This is a genomic window from Streptococcus sp. SCPM-O-B-15294 (M123), from assembly GCF_058200455.1.
The window spans coordinates 42,722-56,306 of the sequence record NZ_JBYQGU010000008.1; the positions used below are offsets into that span (position 1 = coordinate 42,722).

Consider the following 13,585-nt stretch of genomic DNA (forward strand, 5'->3'; position numbering starts at 1 on the left):
GACAATCCAAAGACAATTAAGAGGCTAGGATTTTTGTCCCAGCCTCTTTTTTTATGTTCTTAAATCTTCAAGAAACGTCTCATTGAAATAGATGAGCCAATCGCTCCAATTAAAATACCGAGACCAAACAAACCACCGACCATAATTGGAACAAGAAGGTTTGGACTGTATAAGAACAATTTCTGATCTTGTAGGGTATTGTACATCGATTTGTAGACAATATTATAGACATAATAAAGCAAGAGAGCTGGTGGAATTGCACCAATCAAACCAATCCAGGCACCTTCCAAAAGGAATGGTGCACGAATATAGCCACTCTTCGCACCTACCAGACGCATAATCTTAATTTCTCGACTTCGTGAAATAATGGTAATCCGAATCGTATTAGAAATCAAGAAGACCGCGATAAAGATTAGTAAACCAGCACCAATCAAGCCCCAAATACGGATGAAGTTCCCGAGAGCAAAGAGACGTTGAGTATCAACTCCCCCATCTTTGACTTCAGACACCCCTTCAATTTTCTTAGCGGCTTTAGAAACCTCTTTCACATATTTAGGAGCCGTTGTCTCTACAAAATAAGCATCATAGAGAGGATTAGCATCCCCGTCAAAAATTTTCCAGTTGTTACCGGCAGTCTTGATCAAGTTTTCATACTGTTCTTCCTTGCTGGAGAACTCAACTTTATCAACATTCTTCATGGCTGTCAATGCATTATAGACTTTCTTATAGTCCTCATTATCAACCATCTGGCCTTCTTTTTCGATCTGCTGGCTTTGATCTTGGATATCCTTACGCATATAGACAACAATCCGTACACTATTTTGAATATCATCTGATAGCTTGATCGTATTAGCAATGACTGAGGCAAAAATCGCTACAAGTCCAAGTGTAATCGTCACCGAACTAACCGCAGCAATGGTCATCCAGCCATTCCGTTTTAAACTTTTAAATGATTCAATGAGATGGCGGAAAAATCTTCTAATCATCGTATCCGTACTCTCCTTCCGCTTCATCCCGTACAACACGGCCATTTTCAATGGCGATAACACGGTGACGAAGTGTATTTACAATTTGGCTATTATGAGTCGCCATCAAAACAGTGGTTCCTTGCAAATTAATTCGCTCTAGGAGGTTCATAATTTCCCAAGAGTTATCTGGGTCCAAGTTCCCTGTTGGTTCGTCTGCAATCAATACTTTAGGATTGTTGACGATGGCACGCGCGATAGCGATCCGTTGTTGCTCACCACCTGAAAGCTCATTTGGGAATGAACGAACCTTGTGTTTCAAACCAACAAGATCCAAAACTTCCATAACGCGTTTTTTAATGTTTCTACGACGCTCTCCAATTACTTCCATTGCGTAGGCAATATTTTCATAAACAGTCTTTTTAGGAAGCAATTTGTAGTCTTGGAAGACTACCCCAACGTTCCGACGCAACTTCGGAATATCGCGTTTTTTGATTTTATCTAAATCAAAACCAGCAACTTTCAAGGTTCCTTTATCATGCTTCACCTCACGGTAAAGTAAGCGAATAAAGGTTGATTTACCTGCACCAGAAGGTCCTACAATATAGGCAAATTCTCCTGGTTCAATATGAACGGTCACTCCTCGAAGAGCAGTCGTTCCGTTGTCATACTTTTTGACAACATCTTTCATTTCAATCATTGACATGTATTGAAAATTCCTTTCCACATTTTATATAGAAGGAGGACTTTAATTGAGACGCCATTTTAAATAGGCATCAATAAAGCCATCAATATCTCCGTCCATTACTTTATCAACTTGGGCTACTTCATAGCTTGTACGGTGGTCTTTCACCATGGTGTATGGAGTAAAGACGTAGGAGCGAATCTGACTTCCCCAGGTGATTTCTTTTTTATCACCCTTTAAGGAATCCACTTCAGCTGCCTTCTTTTCTTGCTCCAATTGATAAAGTTTTGCCTGCAACATTTTCATTGCACGGTCACGGTTTCCGTACTGAGTCCGGTCAACTGTCGAAGCAACCACAATCCCTGTCGGGATATGGGTCAAACGAACACCTGTTGAAACCTTGTTGACATTCTGTCCACCAGCTCCACCCGAACGGAAGGTATCCATCTTGATATCGTCATCTCGGACTTCTACTTCAATTGTATCATCCAATTCTGGCATGACTTCAACTGACGTGAAGGAAGTATGGCGACGTTTAGCTGAGTCGAATGGCGAGATTCGTACCAAACGGTGAACGCCCATTTCTGATTTCAACAACCCATAGGCATGCGGTCCTTCAAAAGACAAGGTAACGGATTTAATCCCAGCCTCATCTCCAGCCTGATAGTCCAAGACTTCAACTTTGAAACCATGAGCATTCCCAAAACGAGTATACATCCGAAGAAGCATATCCCCCCAGTCCTGAGCCTCAGTACCACCAGATCCCGGATGGATTTCCAAGATTGCATTATTATTATCATAGGGTTCTGATAAGAGAAGCGTCATCTCATAACTGGTCATCATCTTATCCAACTCTGTCAACTTCTCTTCTAGCTCTTCGTGAACGGATTCATCTTCTGAGAGAAACTCAAGAAGGATTTCGGATTCATCAAACAAGTCTGTCATTTGATGGAAATTCTCATAGGTTTGTTTCAACTCATTTAATTCCTGGGATGTCTTTTGCGCCGCAATATTATCATCCCAAAAATCAGGTTCTGTCATTTTATTTTCTAAAATGGCAATTTCTTCTTCCAATGCCTCTAAGTCAAAGAGACCCCCTGAAAGAAGCTAATTTTTCACGATTTGCGTCAATTTTCTGACGGATTTCTGAAATATCCATAAGTACCTCTTTCTAAGTATCAGTCTATTATACCACAAACCCCGTCATTTGCACATAGTAAGAGATAGTAAGAATGGTTTACCTTACAAAAATCGCATAAAACCAGGCCGTTGTCACCTCCCTTGTTACATAATTGTTAGATTTGTTACATGATGGTTACCTTTCTCTTTCTCATCAACTTATGATACACTAGTGATATGACACGTATTGGTTTTATGAGTGACCTGCACCTGGATTCCAATCAGTTTGGCGAGGCCGAACGCATTCAACTCCTTCAGGTCCTACAAGAAGAACAGATTGACCACCTTCATCTAGCTGGAGACATCTCCAATGACTTTAAACAGATAAGTCTCCCCTTCATTCAGGACCTCCAAAGACAGTTTCCTGTCTCCTTTAACCTGGGCAATCACGATATGCTATCTCTTTCAGAAGAAGAAATCAAGCAGTATGATTTTCAGGTCCAGACCTTTGGGGACAGCCATTTAGTATCTCTTGCTGGATGGTACGATTATAGCTTTGTTCCTGAAAAGAGTAAGGAGGCTCACCTACGTACCAAGAATACTTTCTGGTTTGATCGAAGATTGGAACGTCCTTTAGATGATCCAACTATCACGCAAGAAGTTCTCAACCGATTGGATCAGGTCCTCGCTTCTTTAGATGGTAGAATCATCGTCGCTCTTCACTTTGTCCCCCACAAGGACTTCCTCGTTAGTCATCCCTACTTTCAGAAATTTAATGCCTTCTTAGGTAGTCAAGCTTTTCACGATCTCTTTGTAAAGCACGAGGTAGCGGATGTCGTCTTCGGACACTTGCATCATCGCCATCCTTCCAGAGCCATCGATAACGTCCATTATCACATGCGGCCTCTTGGCTATATTCGAGAGTGGCAACTAACAGAAGACTTTTTCAAGGCCTATCCACAGTACAAGATCCCTCACATGTATCGTCTTCATAAACGCTACAATGCTGTGAAGGGCTTACCTGAATTTCATCAATACAAAAGACAACATTTAGCAAATGAATTTCGTCAAGCTTTAACCATCCTTGACTGCTAAAAAAAATAAAAAGATTTCGATCCCATAAGGAGTCGAAATCTTTTTTCGTTAAAATAGCTTATTCTTCTGTTTCAAGGAGATTCTTTGCAACAAGAGCTGCCAAGATACCACCAACGATTGGAGCAAGGATAAAGATCCAAATTTGTTGAAGGGCTGCACCACCTACAAAGAGAGCAGGAGCCAAGCTACGAGCTGGGTTAACAGAAAGTCCTGTAATATTCAAACCAACAAGAATGATCAAGGTCAAGCTCAAACCGATCACAAGACCAGCGATTTTACCATTTCCTTTAGAAGCTGATGTCACTGTCATAATGACCAAGATAAAGATAAAGGATGCAATCACTTCGAACAAGAAACCGCCAAATGGGGTTACTCCTTTAGCCAAGGCATTTTCACCAAGACTAGCTGTTGACATACCTGAATTGGACAAAAGGAAGAAGACAGAAGCAGTCGCAAGGAAAGCTCCCACTACTTGCGCTACAATGTAGTTGACCAAGTCTTTAGATGACAAGCGTTTGTTGACAAACATAGCAATAGAAACAGCTGGGTTCAAGTGGGCACCAGAAACAGTCCCAATAGAGTATGCAGCTGCAACAATTGACAAACCAAATGCCAAGGCAATTCTTAGATGCCCAAGACCTTCAGTTCCATTTCCAAAAACAACAGCGCCAGTCCCGATAAAGACAAGCATAAATGTGCCGATTACTTCAGCAAAAAACTTTTTCATAATATAGTTTCCTTTCTTCAAACTGTCGTCTAGTTTATCAAAAATTGACTCTCGCCTCAAGAAATATGCCCAGACATTTCTGCACACAAAAAAAGCCATCCGAAGATGACTTTTCAATGCTTAAATAGCGTTTTTATCCTTACCGAGTGCACGTTGGACGGCTTTGACAATTTCAACAAGAACCACAATCATAATTGCACCTACAGCAACCACCAACCATTGCGTCAAACTCAAGTTTGAAACGTGGAAGAGTTTATTAAATCCAGGTACCATAATGGTTGCCATTAAGAGAATAAAGGCTACTGGGATAGACCAGTTAAAGGTCTTGTTCTTGAAGAGTCCCACTTTAAAGATCGATTGATAGACCGATTTCACGTTAAAGGCATGGAGCAATTGGATTAAACCGAGAGTCGCAAAGGCCATAGTCAAAGCATCTGCATGGATTTCTGCGTGACTCTGGTGCTCTGGGAAAAGAATTGCCCATCCGTATACGCCAAGTACCAAGATAGTTTGGAAGATTCCTTGATAAAGGATGGCTCCAAAGACCCCACCGTCAAAGAAGTTGGACTTACGTCCACGAGGTTTGTGGGTCATGACACCTGGCTCAGCTGGTTCCACACCAAGAGCGATAGCTGGTAGCGTATCTGTTACCAAGTTAATCCATAATAGATGCACTGGTTGAAGAACGTCCCAACCAAAGAGGGTTGCAAAGAAGATAGTGAAGACCTCAGCCATATTAGCAGACAAGAGGTATTGGATGGATTTTTGAATATTGGAGAAGACCTTACGTCCTTCTTCAACTGCTACGATAATGGTTGCGAAGTTATCATCGGCAAGGACCATATCAGAAGCTCCCTTAGAAACCTCTGTACCAGTAATCCCCATACCGATACCAATATCAGCAGTCTTAAGTGATGGCGCATCGTTGACCCCGTCACCAGTCATGGCAACAACCTTGCCTTCTTTTTGCCATGCTTTCACAATCCGAACCTTGTGCTCAGGCGATACACGCGCGTAAACAGAGTATTGCTTGAAGACTTTTTGGAATTCTTCATCAGTGAGTTCATTCAACTCAGCACCAGTGAAGACATGGTCTTCTGTATCATTTGGATCGATGATTCCAAGACGTTTGGCGATAGCTTCCGCTGTATCTTGGTGGTCACCAGTAATCATGATTGGACGAATGCCTGCCTCCTTAGCGACACGAACAGCTTCTGCAGCTTCTGGACGTTCAGGGTCAATCATGCCGACCAAACCAGAGAAGATAAGGTCAGATTCAACAATTTCAGATTCTAAGGTTGGAATTTCATTGCTTGTCTTATAAGCCATCATCAAGACACGAAGGGCTTGTTTGGCCAAGTCTTTGTTGGTAGCAAGGATAGCTTTCTTATCTTCCTCTGTGATTGGGCGAACTTCCCCATCGACTTCAATACGAGTCACACGTTTGAGCAATTGGTCAGGTGCACCCTTCACAGCGATAAAGTAAGAGCCATCTGCTTCCTTATGAATGGTAGACATGAGTTTCCGGTCTGAGTCAAATGGCAATTCAGCCACACGTGGCTCATCCTTCAAGACTTCACGGACGTCGAAGTTGTGGTCCAAACCAAACTGTACAAGGGCTGTCTCAGTTGGGTCCCCAATCAATTTGCCAGATGGGTCTACCTTGGTATCATTGGCAAAGTTCATGATGCGAAGGGTATTGTTGCTAGCAGCAATCTCAGCTGCCGAGCTTTGCAATTGACCGTTGGTATAAACCTTCTCAACTGTCATTTGGTTCATGGTCAAGGTACCTGTTTTATCAGATGCGATGATTTCTGTTGAACCAAGTGTTTCAACGGCTGGCAATTTACGAACGATTGAATTGCGTTTAGCAAGGGTTGTCGTTCCCAAAGAGAGAACGATGGTTACAATGGCAGGAAGACCTTCTGGAATCGCCGCAACCGCAAGGGCTACCGCAACCATCAAGCCTTCCAACGGATGTTCACCACGAACGAAGACACCAACCAAGAAAGTAATGACCGCAATCACAACGATTAAGTAAGTCAAGGCTTTAGATAATTGTTCCAAGCTTTGCTTCAATGGTGTTTCAGTCTCATCGGCATTAGCCAACATATCTGCAATCTTACCAACTTCTGTATACATACCAGTGTTTGTTACGACACCAATCCCACGACCATAAGTTACATTTGAGTTTTGGTAACCCATGTTAACACGATCCCCGATACCAGCATCTGCTTCAACAAGTCCTGTCACATCTTTTTCAACTGGCACAGACTCCCCTGTAAGAGCTGCTTCTTCAATTTTAAGGGAAGCTGCTTCAAACAAACGCATATCTGCAGGCACGACATCTCCAGCTTCTAGCAAGACGATGTCTCCAGGTACCAATTCTTTTGAGTCGATCTCAATGACATGACCATCACGACGAACACGTGCCATCGGGCTAGACATATTTTTCAGAGCTTCGATAGCCGCTTCTGCTTGACCTTCTTGGTAAACACCAAAGGCAGCATTCAAGACAACTACGGCCAAGATGATCAAGGCATCTGTTAAACCATCCATTCCTTCTGTAATAACAGAAAGTGCCGCTGCCGCAAGCAAGATGATAATCATCAAATCCTTAAATTGATCAAGGAATTTAGCTAGTAGGCTACGTTTCTCGCCCTCTTCCAACTCATTTCGACCATAAGTCGCTAAGCGTTCTTGAGCTTGAGCAGTTGACAAACCTTCGATAGATGAGTCCAAATTCTTTAGGACTTCTTCTGCAGTTTGCGTGTAAAACAAGTCTTTATTTTGTTCTTTTGACAAAATAGTCTCCTCCTTTTTGGCCTCTTTTACAAAAAAAGAGACCTGTTTTTTAAAAAAACAAGTCTCGCTGTTTAATATAGTGCCGGAAATAATTCGGAATGACGACACTATCGCGGGAAATCCGCCAGCTACTCCCTTGAGTGGTTTCATTATACCACAACTCGTAAAAAAATCAAGAAAAACTACTGATAAACTAGTCTTCCCAAGTCAATTCTAAGTGATAGGTAGCGAATTGCTGACTTTCATCTGCCGTCAACAACTGATAGGACAAACCAAGCTTATTTTGCTCCAATACATATTCCTTGGTATCAATCACAAATTGCTGCATGCCTAGGGGAGTTGGAATGAGTGCATGACCTTTCTCTGAAGCCATAAATTTCATGATGGATTTTGGAGTTGAGAAGCGAGTCATGGTCAATTCTTGATCATGGAATTTCAAAGCTACTTTTTCTCCTTCTTCGTTGACGTAAAGCAGATAGTGATAGCCACCCTTTTCCTTCCATTCCCCTTCGTAATATTGATCCATCACTTCGAGTTGATCATCAAATTGAATCTGATTTTGTATTCTAATTTTCAAAAGTTCCCATCCTTTCCCTCTTTCCTTTATTTTACCAAAAACTTCTTTATTTTTCCTATTGCAACCATCTCTCGATACCAATTTAGGCCGTTTTCTGCTATAATAGAGGCATGAATGAAAAAGTATTTCGGGATCCTGTGCACAACTATATCCACGTGGATCACCCAGTCATTTACAAGCTCATTAATACAAAAGAATTTCAACGACTACGTCGCATCAAACAGTTGGGAACCTCCGGGTTTACCTTTCATGGGGGCGAGCATAGTCGTTTTTCGCACTGTCTAGGAGCCTACGAAATTGCTCGTCGCATCTTATCTATCTTTGATGAGAAATACACCGACCAATGGGACTCGAGTGAATCCCTCCTTACCATGGTTGCCGCCTTGCTCCATGACATTGGACACGGGGCCTATTCACATACCTTTGAAGGACTATTTGATACAGATCATGAAAAAATGACCCAGGAAATCATTACCTGTCCTGAAACGGAAATCTACCAGATTTTAATTCAAGTAGCTCCAGATTTCCCTCAAAAGGTTGCCAGTGTTATCGACCACACCTACCCTAATAAACAAGTGGTGCAGTTAATTTCTAGTCAGATTGATGTCGATCGCATGGATTACCTTCTACGAGACGCCTACTTCACTGGTGCCTCTTACGGGAACTTTGATTTAACTCGTATTTTGCGTGTTATTCGTCCAGTAGAAAACGGGATTGCCTTTCAGGTCAATGGGATGCATGCGGTTGAAGATTATGTTGTTTCTCGTTACCAAATGTATATGCAGGTCTACTTTCACCCAGCCACTAGAGCAATGGAAGTCCTATTGCAAAACCTACTCAAGCGAGCACGTCATCTCTATGCTACGCACAAGGAGTTCTTTCACGCGACTTCACCTCGCTTGATTCCATTCTTTGAACACCAAGTGAACCTTGCCGATTACTTGGCTTTGGACGACGGCGTCATGAATACCTATTTTCAATCTTGGATGGAGAGTCCTGATTCTGTTCTCTCTGATTTGGCCCAGCGTTTTATCAATCGCAAGGTTTTCAAATCCATTCTCTTTCAAGATAAGGATGAAAAACAATTAGCTGCTCTCAAACAACTGATTCAAGAGGTTGGTTTTGATCCGATCTATTATACAGCTATCCATCGAAACTTTGACCTTCCTTACGACGTTTACCGACCAGATTCAGAAAAACCTCGTACTCAAATTGAGATCATCCAAAAGGATGGTAAATTAGCTGAGCTATCCTTACTCTCTCCTATCGTTGCTTCCTTAGCTGGTAGTAGACAAGGGGATAACCGCTTCTATTTCCCGAAAGAAATGTTGCTTGAAAATAGCTTGTTTACACCTCAACTACAATTATTCCAGTCCTATATTATTAACGATACCTTCACAGGAGAGAAACATGAACATTAAACTTGTTGCCTTGGATATCGATGGAACCCTTTTAACGTCTGACGGCCAAGTAACCCCCGAAGTTTTCCAGGCTATCCAAGATGCCAAAGCTCAAGGGGTTCATGTTGTCTTAGCAACTGGTCGTCCTCGTTCTGGTGTCCTTCGATTGTTGGAGGAACTTCATTTGGATCAACCAGGTGACCTCGTCATCACCTTCAATGGGGGACTGATTCAAGACGCCCACACTGGTGAAACTCTCTATGAAGAACACCTCTCCTACAACGATTATTTGGATATTGAAGCGCTAGCTCGTAAGTTGGCTGTTCCTATGCACGCTAGTACCAAGTCTGGCATTTATACAGCTAATCGTAACATTGGTACCTATACCGTCCATGAAGCCAAATTGGTCCACTCGGATCTTTTCTATCGGACTCCTGAAGAAATGGAGCACCATACGGTTCTCAAGTGTATGTATGTCGATGAACCAGACATCTTAGAAACGGTCCTCTCCGCTATTCCGGATAATTTTTACGATCGATTTACGATTGTGCGTTCCGCACCTTTTTACCTTGAGATATTACCTAAGACAGTAAATAAAGGTCAAGCCCTCTTACAGTTAGCGTCCAAGTTAAACCTAAGTCCGGACCAAGTGATGGCGGTCGGAGATCAAGAAAACGACCAGGCTATGCTAGAGGTTGCTGGTCTCCCTGTAGCAATGGACAATGCCAGTCCTGAATTAAAAAAGATCGCTAAAGTCGTCACGCGCTCCAACGATGAGTCGGGTGTCGCTTACGCCCTTAGAAAGTGGGTACTCCATTAATGTATAGTTATAAAATCGGTATTACAGCCGAAGAACATGATGAATTCGTTAAAAATAGCCCCCAAACCAATTTGCTTCAAAGCTCAGATTGGGCAAAGATCAAAGATAACTGGGGCAATGAACGCCTTGGGATTTACCAAGATCAAAAACTAGTTGCAGTTGCAAGTATTTTAATCCAACCACTCCCACTTGGTTTTACTATGCTCTATATCCCACGTGGACCTATAATGGATTACCAAAATAGCCAATTAGTGTCCTTTATGCTCCAATCCATCAAAACATATGCTAAAAGTAAGCGAGCTGTTTTCGCCAAATTTGATCCCTCTCTTTTCCTTAGAAAAGGGTTAATTGGCCAAGAGGCAAAGGATCAAGAGGCTACTTTAGAGATTATCCAATCTTTAAAAGAATGTGGAGTGGAATGGGTTGGTCGGACGGAAGATATGGGGGAAACCATTCAACCACGTTTCCAGGCCAATATCTACAAGGAATACTTCACAGAGGACCAACTGTCTAAATCCACCAAGCAAGCCATTCGGACCGCCCGAAATAAAGGAGTCGAAGTCATCTTTGGAGGCACTGAACTCTTAGACGAATTTGCAGCTCTAATGAAAAAAACAGAGGCTCGTAAAGGTATCCATCTTCGTGGAAAAGACTATTATGAGAAACTGCTAACAACCTATGCAGGACAATCTTACATCACTCTATCAAGAATTAACTTGGCTCAACGCCTTGCTTCACTCAAAGAGCAACTGGAAAAAAATCAAGCAGAAGCTAGTCGTTTTAACGAAAAAACAAAACCAGGCAAGATTGACAACAACCGTCAAGAAAAAGAACGTTTGGAAGAAGAAATCCAATTTCTCAATCAAGAGCTAAAAGACGGCCAAGAAATCGTTTCTCTTTCTGGAACCTTGACTCTTGAATTTGGAGGCACTTCAGAGAATGTCTATGCAGGGATGGATGAGAACTTCCGCCGTTATCAACCAGCTATTTTGACTTGGTATGAAACAGCCCAGCATGCCTTTGACCGTGGAGCTGATTGGCAAAATATGGGAGGAGTTGAGAACCATTTAGATGGAGGACTCTACCACTTCAAGTCAAAATTTAATCCAATGATCGAAGAATTTGTTGGCGAATTCAACCTCCCAACAAGTATTCTTTATCCCCTTGTTAACAAGGCCTATCAATTACGAAAAAAACTAAGAAATAAACAGTAAGGTGACCTATGACATTCAATATTATTAGTAGGGAAGAATTTTACCAACACTCTCTTACTACTTCCAATCACTCTTTTTTACAGAGTATTGAAATGGCTGATTTGCTTCAAAAAAGAGGCGCAACTATTCAATATATTGGATGGAAAGAGCAAGGAACATTAGCTATCTCTGCCATTTTATATAGCCTACCCATGACAGGAGGCTTGCATTACGAAATCAATAGTGGACCAATCGTGACGGATGCTCGCTACCTACCAGATTTTTACGAAGCATTGCAGGATTATGTAAAAGAAAATGGTGGTATCGAATTTATTTTAAAACCTTATGACCACTATCAAGTTTTCGATAGCAATGGAAACCCGACCGAAGAAGAGCAAAAACAACTTCTCCATTCATTACTGGATCTTGGCTATCAATTTGATGGCTTACAAGTAGGCTATCCAGGAGGAGAACCTGTTTGGCATTATCTGAAAGACCTAACTGATTATGATGCGAAATCTCTCCTAAAATCCTTCAACAAAAACTGTAGCCGTAATATTACGACTGCCCTTAACTATGACATTTCCATCCGAAATATTAGTAGAGATGAGATCCCTCAGTTTAAACAAATTATTGAGGAAACTGGAAAACGTCAAGGCTTTGAAGACAAGAGCCTGGACTACTACTACGATCTCTATGATACCTTTGGAGACAAAGCAGAATTTCTCATTGCTGAAATCAATACAGCAGATGCAATCGCTTACTTAGACCAGAAGATTTCCTTGCTCAATCCTTCATCCAAACAATATGAGCAACAATTGCAAAAATTAGAGAAACAAAAGACAATTGTCCGGGAGACCTTGGCGGACGAAACGGTTGAAACAGTACCCTTAGCCTGCGCCCTGATCATCTATAATCCATCAGAAGTGACCTATTTGTTTGGTGGTTCGTATACCAAATATCAGAAATTCTCTGCAGCCTTCTTGATTCAATACCATGCCATGAAGCGTGCACTAGAAAAAGGAATCACCTTATACAATTTCCTTGGTATTCAAGGGATCTTCGACGGTTCAGACGGCGTTCTTCGTTTTAAACAAAACTTCAATGGCTATATCGTTCGTAAGATGGGAACCTTCCGTTATTACCCAAATCCTCTGAAATTTAAAGCCTTGTCCTTGATCAAACGAATCTTAGGACGCTCATAAAAAAACAAAAGCCAGCTTACTAGCTGGTTTTTTTAAGATAAAAAAAGACGAGAAATCTCTCGTCTTATATATTTTCGATTAGTTTACGAAGTTCAACAATGCCAAGAAGCTTTCTGGATCAAGTGATGCACCACCAACAAGAGCTCCATCAACGTCTGGACAAGCCATGTACTCAGCAACGTTTTCAGGTTTCACTGAACCACCGTATTGGACACGTACTTTGTCAGCTACTTCTTGACCGAAGTCAGCAGCTACAACGTCACGAACCACTTTACACATTTTTTGTGCATCGTCTTGTGATGCAGATTTACCAGTACCGATCGCCCAGATTGGCTCATAAGCGATAACAGATGCAGCTACTTGCTCAGGAGTCAAACCAGCCAAAGCAGCAGATACTTGAGCACCTACGAATTCAGCCGCTTTACCAGCTTCGTAAGTTTCAAGACTTTCACCACAACAGATGATTGGAAGCAAACCATTAGCAAAGATTGCTTTTGCTTTTTTGTTGATGTCTTCGTCTGTTTCGTGGAAGTAATCACGACGTTCTGAGTGACCGATCACAACATAGTCCGTACCGATTTCTTTCAAAACTTGTGGGCTAGTTTCACCAGTGAAGGCACCAGCGTTTTCAAAGTAGCAGTTTTGAGCAGCAACTTTAAGGTTTGAACCTTTAGCAGCAGCAAGAACAGTTGTCAAGTCAAGAGCAGGTGCAGCAATCCCAGCTTCAACAAGATCAGATGAAGGAAGTTTTGATGCTACTGCTTCAACGAATGCTTTAGCTTCTTCTGGGTTTTTGTTCATTTTCCAGTTACCAGCAATAAATGGTTTACGTGACATTTCACATACCTCGTTTTTCTAATTTTATACTAACTATTTTACCATAATTTTCGTGATAATGAAAGGTTGCACAAACTCTTTTACTTTATAAAACAATAAAAACCCCGTCTTCACGGGGTTTTCTGTCTGTCTATATAATTGTTAATCTGGGAACTAG

12 protein-coding genes are annotated in these 13,585 nt (G+C 41.7%); 5 read left to right on the forward strand and 7 right to left on the reverse strand.

The genetic code is table 11. From position 1 onward, the window contains the following. Positions 1-59 precede the first annotated feature (59 nt). The 3 genes from ftsX to prfB all read right to left on the reverse strand — a co-directional run bounded on the left by ftsX (position 60) and on the right by prfB (position 2,809). A complete protein-coding gene (gene ftsX, locus AC3E8G_RS06495) occupies positions 60-986 on the reverse strand; it encodes a permease-like cell division protein FtsX (protein ID WP_314368465.1) in 927 nt (308 codons plus the stop codon). Next, positions 979-1,671, reverse strand: coding sequence for a cell division ATP-binding protein FtsE (ftsE, locus tag AC3E8G_RS06500; protein ID WP_126404538.1), 693 nt, complete (start codon positions 1,669-1,671; stop codon positions 979-981). Before ftsE ends, ftsX begins: the two co-directional genes overlap by 8 nt. Positions 1,672-1,713: 42 nt before the next feature. Then, a protein-coding gene (gene prfB, locus AC3E8G_RS06505; RefSeq protein WP_490677307.1) for a peptide chain release factor 2 occupies positions 1,714-2,809 on the reverse strand; the annotation gives its coding sequence in 2 pieces (ribosomal slippage) (positions 1,714-2,736 and positions 2,738-2,809; 1,095 coding nt in all). Between the two features lie 197 nt (positions 2,810-3,006). On the opposite strand from prfB, the gene AC3E8G_RS06510 reads away from it, so the two are divergent. Beyond that, positions 3,007-3,864 carry a metallophosphoesterase gene (locus AC3E8G_RS06510; RefSeq protein WP_490677308.1) on the forward strand — a complete coding sequence of 286 codons (858 nt, stop codon included), beginning with the start codon at positions 3,007-3,009 and terminating at the stop codon, positions 3,862-3,864. Between the two features lie 58 nt (positions 3,865-3,922). Here the strand turns inward: AC3E8G_RS06510 and AC3E8G_RS06515 are convergent, their stop codons facing one another. The 3 genes from AC3E8G_RS06515 to AC3E8G_RS06525 form a co-directional block, all read right to left on the reverse strand. Continuing rightward, positions 3,923-4,591, reverse strand: a complete 669-nt coding sequence (locus tag AC3E8G_RS06515) for an MIP/aquaporin family protein (RefSeq protein WP_490677309.1) — start codon at positions 4,589-4,591, stop codon at positions 3,923-3,925. A gap of 120 nt (positions 4,592-4,711) precedes the next feature. Continuing rightward, complete coding sequence (locus AC3E8G_RS06520) at positions 4,712-7,396, reverse strand: cation-translocating P-type ATPase (protein WP_219074458.1); 2,685 nt, start codon at positions 7,394-7,396, stop codon at positions 4,712-4,714. 193 nt (positions 7,397-7,589) lie between these two features. After that, the gene (locus AC3E8G_RS06525; RefSeq protein WP_023023839.1) at positions 7,590-7,973 is read right to left on the reverse strand and encodes a YwiB family protein; all 384 of its coding nucleotides are present in this window, start codon (positions 7,971-7,973) and stop codon (positions 7,590-7,592) included. 110 nt (positions 7,974-8,083) lie between these two features. Between AC3E8G_RS06525 and AC3E8G_RS06530 the strand changes: the two genes are divergently transcribed. From AC3E8G_RS06530 to AC3E8G_RS06545, 4 genes are read left to right on the forward strand one after another with little or no spacing between them, the layout of a single operon-like run. After that, positions 8,084-9,394 carry an HD domain-containing protein gene (locus AC3E8G_RS06530; RefSeq protein WP_048688696.1) on the forward strand — a complete coding sequence of 437 codons (1,311 nt, stop codon included), beginning with the start codon at positions 8,084-8,086 and terminating at the stop codon, positions 9,392-9,394. Then, positions 9,384-10,193, forward strand: a complete 810-nt coding sequence (yidA, locus tag AC3E8G_RS06535) for a sugar-phosphatase (RefSeq protein ID WP_154853404.1) — start codon at positions 9,384-9,386, stop codon at positions 10,191-10,193. The genes AC3E8G_RS06530 and yidA overlap by 11 nt, the downstream gene beginning before the upstream one ends. Further along, positions 10,193-11,407 carry an aminoacyltransferase gene (locus AC3E8G_RS06540; RefSeq protein WP_023027076.1) on the forward strand — a complete coding sequence of 405 codons (1,215 nt, stop codon included), beginning with the start codon at positions 10,193-10,195 and terminating at the stop codon, positions 11,405-11,407. The genes yidA and AC3E8G_RS06540 overlap by 1 nt, the downstream gene beginning before the upstream one ends. A gap of 8 nt (positions 11,408-11,415) precedes the next feature. Next, the gene (locus AC3E8G_RS06545) at positions 11,416-12,591 is read left to right on the forward strand and encodes an aminoacyltransferase (protein ID WP_306474791.1); all 1,176 of its coding nucleotides are present in this window, start codon (positions 11,416-11,418) and stop codon (positions 12,589-12,591) included. Positions 12,592-12,669: 78 nt separating this feature from the next. Here AC3E8G_RS06545 and tpiA read toward each other — a convergent pair whose 3' ends face one another. Beyond that, on the reverse strand, positions 12,670-13,428 hold the full coding sequence (gene tpiA, locus AC3E8G_RS06550) for a triose-phosphate isomerase (protein ID WP_006595928.1): 759 nt from the start codon (positions 13,426-13,428) through the stop codon (positions 12,670-12,672). Positions 13,429-13,585: the final 157 nt, after the last annotated feature.

What these genes read in the sequence shown, in the direction of transcription:
- ftsE (WP_126404538.1), bottom strand. Translation starts at nt 1,671, where the DNA reads ATGTCAATGATTGAAATGAAAGATGTTGTCAAAAAGTATGACAACGGA.
- AC3E8G_RS06510 (WP_490677308.1), top strand. Translation starts at nt 3,007, where the DNA reads ATGACACGTATTGGTTTTATGAGTGACCTGCACCTGGATTCCAATCAG.
- yidA (WP_154853404.1), top strand. Translation starts at nt 9,384, where the DNA reads ATGAACATTAAACTTGTTGCCTTGGATATCGATGGAACCCTTTTAACG.
- AC3E8G_RS06530 (WP_048688696.1), top strand. Translation starts at nt 8,084, where the DNA reads ATGAATGAAAAAGTATTTCGGGATCCTGTGCACAACTATATCCACGTG.
- AC3E8G_RS06515 (WP_490677309.1), bottom strand. Translation starts at nt 4,591, where the DNA reads ATGAAAAAGTTTTTTGCTGAAGTAATCGGCACATTTATGCTTGTCTTT.
- AC3E8G_RS06545 (WP_306474791.1), top strand. Translation starts at nt 11,416, where the DNA reads ATGACATTCAATATTATTAGTAGGGAAGAATTTTACCAACACTCTCTT.
- ftsX (WP_314368465.1), bottom strand. Translation starts at nt 986, where the DNA reads ATGATTAGAAGATTTTTCCGCCATCTCATTGAATCATTTAAAAGTTTA.
- tpiA (WP_006595928.1), bottom strand. Translation starts at nt 13,428, where the DNA reads ATGTCACGTAAACCATTTATTGCTGGTAACTGGAAAATGAACAAAAAC.
- AC3E8G_RS06540 (WP_023027076.1), top strand. Translation starts at nt 10,193, where the DNA reads ATGTATAGTTATAAAATCGGTATTACAGCCGAAGAACATGATGAATTC.